Here is a 324-nt window from a genome sequence, read left to right as displayed (position 1 = left end):
GGCGTCGTCGAGCAGCCGAAAGGCATCCTTGGAGTCGCGGTCATTGCGTCGGAACAGCAGCGACAGGATCAGCCGCGCCGAGGACGAGCCGACGGCGCTCGCCAGCAACTGCTCCGAGAAGCGGATGACGTCCATGCTCGCCTGCTCCTTGCCGTGCAGCGAGACGTTCTCGTTCTTCTCGAAGGACTGGAAGGAGCGTTCGGTGCGCTCGACGCCGAGATAGCGGGAGATCGTGTCCTTGAGGTCGTTGACGGTGACGGCGGTGCGGAAGCGGCGCAGGCTCGGCATCGGCCCGGCCTCGCGCGGCACGAAGATCGCCGCCTG

1 protein-coding gene is annotated in these 324 nt (G+C 67.0%); it reads right to left on the bottom strand.

The window, feature by feature from the left end; translation table 11 throughout:
• Positions 1–324 (bottom strand): hypothetical protein (locus EN804_RS35795; protein ID WP_135922385.1); only part of this gene is annotated, 324 nt, incomplete at both ends.

Source organism: Mesorhizobium sp. M8A.F.Ca.ET.161.01.1.1, from assembly GCF_004792105.1.
Lineage (GTDB): Bacteria > Pseudomonadota > Alphaproteobacteria > Rhizobiales > Rhizobiaceae > Mesorhizobium.
This window is presented reverse-complemented; position numbering and strand designations above follow the sequence as displayed.